General features: G+C 64.7%; 3 protein-coding genes and 8 pseudogenes. 6 read left to right on the top strand and 5 right to left on the bottom strand.

The genetic code is table 11. The features are described 5' to 3' along the window. A pseudogene (locus ACIPJI_RS36395) lies at positions 1–407 on the bottom strand (transposase); the annotation flags it as partial. Between the two features lie 56 nt (positions 408–463). Between ACIPJI_RS36395 and ACIPJI_RS36390 the strand changes: the two are divergent. Further along, positions 464–592: pseudogene (locus tag ACIPJI_RS36390) on the top strand (transposase); the annotation flags it as partial. Positions 593–610: 18 nt separating this feature from the next. Here the strand turns inward: ACIPJI_RS36390 and ACIPJI_RS36385 are convergent. Further along, positions 611–760, bottom strand: a pseudogene (locus ACIPJI_RS36385) (IS256 family transposase); the annotation flags it as partial. A gap of 771 nt (positions 761–1,531) precedes the next feature. Between ACIPJI_RS36385 and ACIPJI_RS36380 the strand changes: the two are divergent. The 3 genes and pseudogenes from ACIPJI_RS36380 to ACIPJI_RS36370 all read left to right on the top strand — a co-directional run. Then, positions 1,532–1,777: a hypothetical protein gene (locus ACIPJI_RS36380; protein ID WP_402251246.1), complete on the top strand. Its 246-nt coding sequence runs from the start codon at positions 1,532–1,534 to the stop codon at positions 1,775–1,777. Between the two features lie 197 nt (positions 1,778–1,974). Continuing rightward, positions 1,975–3,249 (top strand): hypothetical protein, encoded by a 1,275-nt coding sequence (locus ACIPJI_RS36375; RefSeq protein ID WP_402251244.1) that lies wholly within the window; start codon positions 1,975–1,977, stop codon positions 3,247–3,249. A 186-nt stretch (positions 3,250–3,435) separates the two neighbouring features. Then, a pseudogene (locus ACIPJI_RS36370) lies at positions 3,436–3,831 on the top strand (SAM-dependent methyltransferase); the annotation flags it as partial. A gap of 143 nt (positions 3,832–3,974) precedes the next feature. Here the strand turns inward: ACIPJI_RS36370 and ACIPJI_RS36365 are convergent. Further along, positions 3,975–5,032 (bottom strand): annotated as a pseudogene (locus ACIPJI_RS36365) (RNA-guided endonuclease InsQ/TnpB family protein); the annotation flags it as partial. Between the two features lie 849 nt (positions 5,033–5,881). On the opposite strand from ACIPJI_RS36365, the gene ACIPJI_RS36360 reads away from it, so the two are divergent. Continuing rightward, positions 5,882–6,271, top strand: coding sequence for a hypothetical protein (locus ACIPJI_RS36360; protein ID WP_402251248.1), 390 nt, complete (start codon positions 5,882–5,884; stop codon positions 6,269–6,271). A gap of 14 nt (positions 6,272–6,285) precedes the next feature. Here ACIPJI_RS36360 and ACIPJI_RS36355 read toward each other — a convergent pair. Both ACIPJI_RS36355 and ACIPJI_RS36350 read right to left on the bottom strand, forming a co-directional pair. Next, positions 6,286–6,390, bottom strand: a pseudogene (locus tag ACIPJI_RS36355) (ubiquinol-cytochrome c reductase iron-sulfur subunit N-terminal domain-containing protein); the annotation flags it as partial. A 388-nt stretch (positions 6,391–6,778) separates the two neighbouring features. Beyond that, a pseudogene (locus ACIPJI_RS36350) lies at positions 6,779–7,062 on the bottom strand (HNH endonuclease); the annotation flags it as partial. A gap of 193 nt (positions 7,063–7,255) precedes the next feature. On the opposite strand from ACIPJI_RS36350, the pseudogene ACIPJI_RS36345 reads away from it, so the two are divergent. Further along, positions 7,256–7,491, top strand: a pseudogene (locus ACIPJI_RS36345) (winged helix-turn-helix domain-containing protein); the annotation flags it as partial. Positions 7,492–7,721: the final 230 nt, after the last annotated feature.

Below are 7,721 nucleotides of genomic sequence, written 5' to 3'. Positions count from 1 at the left end.
CATTAGGAGGTGCTTGCTGCCCGGACGCCCGCGGTCGACCGGCGAAGGTCCGGTGTGAGCCCCCCTTTGAGGGCCCGGACATGGGAGCCGTCGATCGCGGCGTCGTTCATGTCCAGCAGGCCCGCGGCCCGCAGCTCGGCCAGCAGTACCTCGTGCAGCTGCGGCCAGACACCGGCCTCGGTCCAGTCCCGCAGACGCCGCCAGGCCGTCACACCGCTGCAGCCAACCTGTTCAGCCGGAACGTCCCGCCAGCTCACGCTCTTGCACAGCACGTAAACGATGCCCCGCAACGCAGCACGGTCATCCGCCGGCAACCGCCCGGGATAACGATGCCGCCGCGGCGGACGAGCAGGCAACAGCGGAGCCACACGTTCCCACAGGTCATCAGGCACAAGATCAGCAGACACCCAACAGATCCTGCCGACACAACACCCAACTGCCAAGCCCCACAACGAACTTCATTCTGAAACGATCAGTTAAGCGGCAGAAGCGTACTGAAGAGGCCGCACTTGAGCGGTTCGCCGAGTTCGCCGACGCGTGGGGCAAGAAGTACCCGGCGATCGTCCGGCTCTGGGAGAACGCCTGGGAAGAGTTCACCGCGTCGAAGGTGAATGTCGAAGGCGTTCAGGGCGGTCTTCCAGGGCATGGTCCAGCGGGCCTGTTCCTTGCCGGTGGGATCGAGCGACATGACGGCCATGTAGACGCATTTCAGGTACACGTCTTTCGCGTTCACCGCGCACCTCCTCGAAGCCGGAACCGATGCCTCGATCGGCACCGTCGGTGACGCCCTGGGCAACGCGCTCATGGAGTCCCAGGTCGGCCGGCCTCTGTAAACGGAGCTGATCAAGCCCCGTCGGCCCTGGCACGGCCCTCGCCGACATCGAACTCGCCACCGCGGAATGGGTCGACGGGTTCAACAATCAGCCCCTCCACAGCACGATCGGAGACATCCCGCCCCACGAGCACGAGACCAACCACTACGCTCAACACCAGCCCCAACGGCGGCCGGAGCCAACGTATGAGCCTCCGCCGATCCCGGAGCGGTTCACATATGACTGTTGGCGGATGTTCTGCGGGCAGCCCAGCTGAGACACTGCCGATCTAACAAGCTCGTGCGACTTGTTCGGAGAGCGCGTCGGAAATGAGCACGGGTCCCCAGTGGGTAATGCAGCGATGTGGAGTGTGGCCCATCATGATCCGACCTCTGCCGACAGCAGCTCTTTCCTGTTGCGTGGCTGTCCTCGTGGGCACTGTGGGGTGCAGTGAGCAAAGCGCGTCAAATGCATCGAGTAGTCCCCGAGCGTCTTCGAGCGCGCCCGCGACGCACTTTCCGAGCACGGCTAGCACCTCACCCAGCCCGACGGGTTCTCAGAGCCGCGCGAAAGAAGGGGGCAAATCGGTTAAGCCGTCCCCATCACAAGAGCAGCGGGACAGCAAGGCAACGGCGACTCCGACTCGTCCACACAAGACTCTTGACCCGCAGACTGGGCCCGGAGAAATCCCCTTGCCGAGTGGGTTCACGCTCCTGAACATGGACCAAGCCTCGAGGAATGCCATCTATTCCACGACCAAGACACCGATAGAAGTTCAGCGTTTCTATCGGGATGCTAAAAAGTTCCCAGGCTGGAAGTTTTTGGAAAATTCTGCCACCGGGAAAGGGGGATCGGTTCTTGCTGTGAACAAAAAGGTGAAGGTGCGAATGCTCTCTGGCAACCTTTTGCCCCACCCCAGCGAGGGGGGGAAATTCCTCTTCAATTATTCGATCGTCAGCCGATGACAGCACGCGGAAGCCGTCAGCCTTTCAGAAGTCGAACGGCCTGTGGTGCCACGCGCCTTCGTCGAACCCGAGGGGCCATAGGTTCACACTTCCGGGGTCTGTGCGGTCAACGGTGGATCTTGAATACGAGCACAGCACTCATGGTGCAGTGCGAGCCCACGGCCCATTCCCGGCCACTCGGGTCAACGTCACACCTGGTGGGGGCAGAAAAGCCCCACCAACGACCTTCCCTGCAACTCTATCAGCATCCACTGCAAGAGTTCGAATTCCATCATAAAGGAGGCTTCCTCGTGTTCAAAACCACGCAGAAAAGAAAGGCGAAGACGCTATCCGTAGCGCTGATTACTCTCCTTGCCACTTTGACCCTCCCCGCAACGACGGCACGCGCCAACCCCGACATAGGACCGTCTATGGTCGCATCGTGCGAACAATCAGACAGCGCCGGCAATAACGGGTGGGAGGTCGGAAAGCTCCCTGCTAGCTCGAGTTTCGATGTTGTCCGCGAAAGGCATTGGAATCAGGGCCTGCCGGTTTGCTCATGGGCGCAGAAAAGTGATGCCCAGATTTTTGCCGAGGAGTCAAAGGTTCTCCCGTCACAGACAATATCTAATTGCACCGGCATCGCCCAGGGCGCCGTCCCGGCAACACTAACCGCGACAAAAACCACCACCACAACAAGATCTGAATCGTTTGGTTCAGGCGGAGAATTTGGCGCCAGCGCCACAGCCAAGGTCACGACCCCCAACATGGCGGGCATGGCCCCGAATATAGAGTTGTCCGCTACCCTCAGCGGGTCTTACAGCTGGAGTAAAACCACCGAATCATCGGAAACTGAGACCTACACAGAGGCACTGAATGTTGACGCAGGGCATACCAAGCATCTCGAGGCCAAACCTATTTGGTGGAAATTCCCTGGCACGATCACAGCGAAATATTCAAAACTAGCTCCCCCTCTCTACGCAAATTGGAACATGTACCTGCCAGCACTGACCGACGGCAAGCAGGCGGTAACTGTCGCGGTCGTTTCCGACGGGTGCCGCGCCTCGAATAGCCTCGTTGCGGGTACAGACAGCGTCGCCAGGGTGACTGTCGCCAACACCATTACCCCCTTGAATGGCGTTCTTTATGCTACCGTTTCCGCCACAGAATCCGGCGCTAACGCCTTCTCCGCATCTTGCAGTATAAACTCCCTATTTTACGAGCAACCTCGAACCGGGAGTACTGCGGCATCCAGCCTAGTCCCGATGGAAACCGGGACGCCGATGGGAGCGCTGTCGCGCTCATGCGACACACCGTATGCGGGGAGTTTTGAGCGGTCACCACTAACCCCCGGAAATCTTTTCTACCTCACCTCCTGCCCCCGATCGACGCTAAATGGTGTCACCTATCTCTGGGCATGCATAACCACACCCTCCGTCTACATGTGGTGGGATGCTGGTAAATACAATGTCATTTACAACCCGATCACCTAATAGTGAGAGGCCCCGTGATCTGCGCCAGGTCTCCTCGGGGTACCCCACCACCACAGATATAGGGTAGACCGAGTTGTAGTGACGGAATACGAAGCTCCTGGTAGATGGGTGTAGTCAAGATCAACCCATCGCCAGGAGCTTCGCTGTGCTCGTCACCCGTCCGGACTTGACCCGTCCACTTCCGGGATGGGGACTGTCAAACGAGTGGGCGTTTTCCCACAGTTTCACGATCGCCGGATACTTCCGGCCCCGGTGAACGCCGCCGGTGAGTCCACCTGGTTCAACTGGACCCAGTACCCCGACCACGGCCCCGGCGCCGACCTCCTGGGCATCGGCCCCGGTGCGAGCGTCCTGGACCTCGGCTGCGGCAAAGGAGGCAACCTCGCCCACGTCGCCGCACTCGGCGCCCGCGCGGTCGGCGTCGACGTGTCTCTCGCACAGCTGAAGGCAGCCGAGGCGCGATGGGCCGATGTGGGCCTGGCGCTGCACCGCGCGGACGCCGTCCGGTTCCTCGAGGAGACCGGCGAACACTTCGACACCATCTACTCCGTGTTCGGGGCTGCCTGGTTCACCGACCCGGAACAGCTGCTGCCCGTCATCCGGAAGCGGCTCAAGCCCGGCGGCGTGTTCGCGTTCTCTCAACGCCCGCCCATCGAGGGCTGCTACGGCTGCCAGGCCTCGTACATCAACCGCTCCGAGAACGAGGACCCGCTCGTCGTGAAGCGCTGGGGGGACACGGTTCCGCACGCGGTGCACGCATACGTTCTCTCGGAGAGGGGAGGCGGTGCTTGGCTCTCGCTCCGCAGTGCGCGCAGTCCATGGTGGTGTGCGCGGGGTGGACCAGGTGCACGGTCTTGCCGTGCTTGTGGGCCATCTCGGTCAGGGCCTGCTTGGTGGCGCCGATCGCGGCGTCTGCCGCCTTGCGGGACATGGTGGTCTTCGCGAGGAACGTCGGCTTGAAGTCCTCCACAGCGATCTGGTCGAAGTCGCGGACGATCCGTTTGGCCCACTTGCGGCCGGTGTCCTGCCGCTGCCGGGCGATCTTCTTCGACACCTTCGCCGCCGCCCGCCGGGCCTTCTTGTACCCCTTGGTGCCGGGCCGGTTCTTCGGGGTGCTGCGACGGGCCATCATCCGCTGGTAGCGGGCCAGCTTCGCGGCGGACGTCTTCCCGTGCTCGGCGTGCGGCAAGTCGTGGGCGTCGGACGTGGTGGTCGCGGTCTCCTTCACACCCCAGTCGATCCCGATCACCGCACCGGTCATGGGCAGAGCCTCGGTCACGGTGGGAATGACGAAGCTGGCGTACCAGTGCCCGAGGCTGTCGCGGTACACACGCACGCCGGAGGGCGGCTTGGGCAGCTCTCGCGACCACACCACCCTCAGCACGATCCCGCCCGCCAGATGCAGACGGCCGTCCTTGAGCCGGAACCCGCGCTGCGTGTAGTTCAACGACGGCGCGGACTCACGCTTCCGCTTGATCCGGGGCATCCCCGCCCGCTGCCTCATCGGCAGCTTCGCCTTGATGTCCTTCAGCGCCTTCGCACGGGACTTGGCAAAGTCCCGGATGACCTGCTGCTGCGGAACACTGGATCCCTCGCGCAGCCAAAACATCGAACGACGCGCCTCAGTCAGCATCTTGTCGAGCTGCGCCGGCCCGCACGTCAACGTCGTCTCGGCGTCCTTGTTGAACTTGTGGACCTTGCGGGACATCGCCACGCACTCGTTCCACACCCAACGGCACCGCGCCCACTCCCCTTCCAGGCAAGCGAGCGCGTTCGACGACAGGCGAAGCCGAACCCGGCAACCTGCTCTGCTATCGCTGCCGTCGTCATGATCCGCAACCTAACAACCGCCACTGACATTTGGAAGAGAGCGCAGGTCAGAACAGATACGCAGAGAACTCCGCCGCTCCGCGGCTCCGCCCCAAGGACCCATTCCTCCCCGCCCTAAAGGACGGGGCATCCTGGGAGAAATATGGTGAACCGGGCCGAAGCCCTGCCGGACGCAGTCGCGGCGATCGGCGGTCATAGCCATGAGCAAGCAGTACGCCGTGGCGGCCTCCGGGCAGTGGTGGGACGGGGAAAGCAACCAGCGGCTGCCGTCGGGGGAAGCGCACGCATTGGAGCAGGCAGGAACGAAACCGTGTGCGGGCTGTCCCTCAGCCGCTCGCAACTCGGCCGCTTCCCTCATGTGGCGTGGCCTGAGGTGGCGCAGCCGCCGGCCCGCAAGGACCTGGCAGCGCTCAAATCCAAGGCCCTGACCGATCGGGTCAGCCCCGCTCCCGCTCCCCGTTCACGTCTCGGTCCTACCCGGGGAGGGAGCACTGAGACGAACTTTTGCCGGTCCTTTCACGCACTTTTCGTGCCCATGAGGTGATCGTCGGACGACGGGCCTCCCGGAACAAGAGTGCGTGTGACCGGGCGGCGTGCCCGCGCGTGCTGGGCGCCGGGCACAACCGGTGCCGGGTCGACTGTGGCGCGCCGTGCCTGCCGCCGAGCACAGCACCGCTCATGGCCCTCACTTGCAGGTCGCCCAGCCCGCGCCACCCCCGGCGCAGAGTGTCGCCGCGGCGGGATATGTTCCTCCCGCGGGCGCGTCGAGAGTCTTCTCCGCGCCGCGTAAGGGAGGGAATCCATGCGTAAGACCCTGCTTCGGCGCGCGGCCGTGTTGGCCGCGACGTTGGGGCTCACATCGCTGGGGCTGCTCGGCGCCGGCGCGGCGCCCGCGCAGGCCGCGAGGAGCGACTGCATTGTCAAAGCGATGAGGGTGCCGGAGTTGGGCGTGGACGGGCTGGTGTCCGCCTCCACCCTGAAGCCCTGGACCTCCAGGACGATCCCGTCCGCGTTGGTCGTCCGCGTCATGAGGTTGATGCCGCCTTTGAAGTCGAGCGTGAGGGCTCCGAGGATGTTCACCTTCAGCGGCACGTTGGCGGCGTACATGCTGCAGGGGATGTCCACGCCCACCGGCGGCAAGGGGAACGGGGGCACGTCCGACATGCCCTTCCCGGCCCGTGAGTGGGACTGAACCGCATGGGCGCTGCCTGACAACAGCACTCCGGTGCCGACCGCCGCAACGGCGGCCGCGGCCCCCCTCAAGAACCCGCGGCGGTCCTTCTCGGCACTGGCCGTTCCACGATCAGTCATCCGGCCGACTCCACTTCTCTACTGCGATTGAGCAACCCGGCCGTCTCCAGGACGACAGCGCGCCGGCACTGGACACGGACGCGCGCACGAGACAGGCAAGATCCTCAAGTGATCAGAAGGAGAACGTGTGCTGCGGGCACCGGTCACGGCCAGTTTCCCGAGGAACGAGAACGCGTGGGCATAGTCCAGGAGATGGCGTCGGAGCAGTTCATGAGTCCGGCGCTGTAGCAATGAGGGGATGCCCGATCCGGACCGGGCCCCGGTGACAGTAGTGCCAGTTCGGATCGTGTGGTTCGAGTCCGAACGGCTCGCGTACGTACACGGCCCCGTGCCAGCATTGCCGGCACGGGGCACCGCCGCACGTTCTGCCGGTGCTGGAGATCTGCTCGGCCGGCTGGTGGTTGATGACGGTCTCCTCCCAGGGGCCGTCGGCGAAGGTCTTGAGCGCGTCGAGTTCGCCCTTGTCGACGGCCAGGCGCCCCAGCGGAGCTTGGTGCCGATCCAGTCGCCGATGGAGCGGCAGTACCGGTCGGTGGCCGGCGGGAGCCATTCGGCCGGGTCCCGGTCGGCCTTGGGCCGGTTGGTGCGAGCGGTGACCGCGACCAGCGAGGTGGACGAGCCCTGGTCGTTGGCGTACGCCTCGCGCTCAGCCGCACACCAGGCAGAGGCCCCCAGGGGGCAGGGTCATCGCCGACGGCGGTGTTCGCCTCCTTCGAGGCGCCGGGCGGCGATCACTCGTGGATGAGGACACCGTAGTCGCCGTTATGGGCCGCCCGGAGGGCGGCCGGGGCGGTAGAGGAACTCAATAAGGACAGCGGCGATCACCATCCAGCCGCCGATTCCGGGAAGTCACCCCGCCTCGACGGCTCTGCTCGGCCGCACTCGGGCGGCCGTCCTGCGTGCCGCCGCCGTCGGCGCGACCACCGGTGAACTCGCCCGGGCGGCGGGGTTTCCGCGCCGTCCGCGAGTCAGCACGCCCGGGCCCTGCGGGACGCGGGGCTCGTCACCAGCCGCCGCCATGCGGCGTCCGTACTGCATACGCTCACCCCGTTAGGGGCCGCGCTGCTGCGCGCCCACACACGTCCAGAGCCCATGACATGACACTGCAGTGACGACGCGGTCCACGAACTCGCCGCCAGGGAAACTTTCTACCGCTGGAGCGCCATCGACCGACCCGCCGCATGGGGCCAGGACACCGCCTGACGGCCGCCGTCCCTGGGGTGGCGCTGAGCTGAAGCGCTGCACCGGAGCATCTCGCAGGCGTCCTCCCGGACCGCAGGGTCATCTGGGCACGGGTACCTTCCGCAGGGGGTCTCCCCCGTCGATGAAGA

The organism is Streptomyces sp. NPDC086835, assembly GCF_044745705.1.
In the GTDB taxonomy this organism is placed as follows: Bacteria; Actinomycetota; Actinomycetes; order Streptomycetales; family Streptomycetaceae; genus Streptomyces.
The sequence above is the reverse complement of the archived record's forward strand: the minus strand, read 5'-3'. Positions and strand labels throughout refer to the sequence as shown.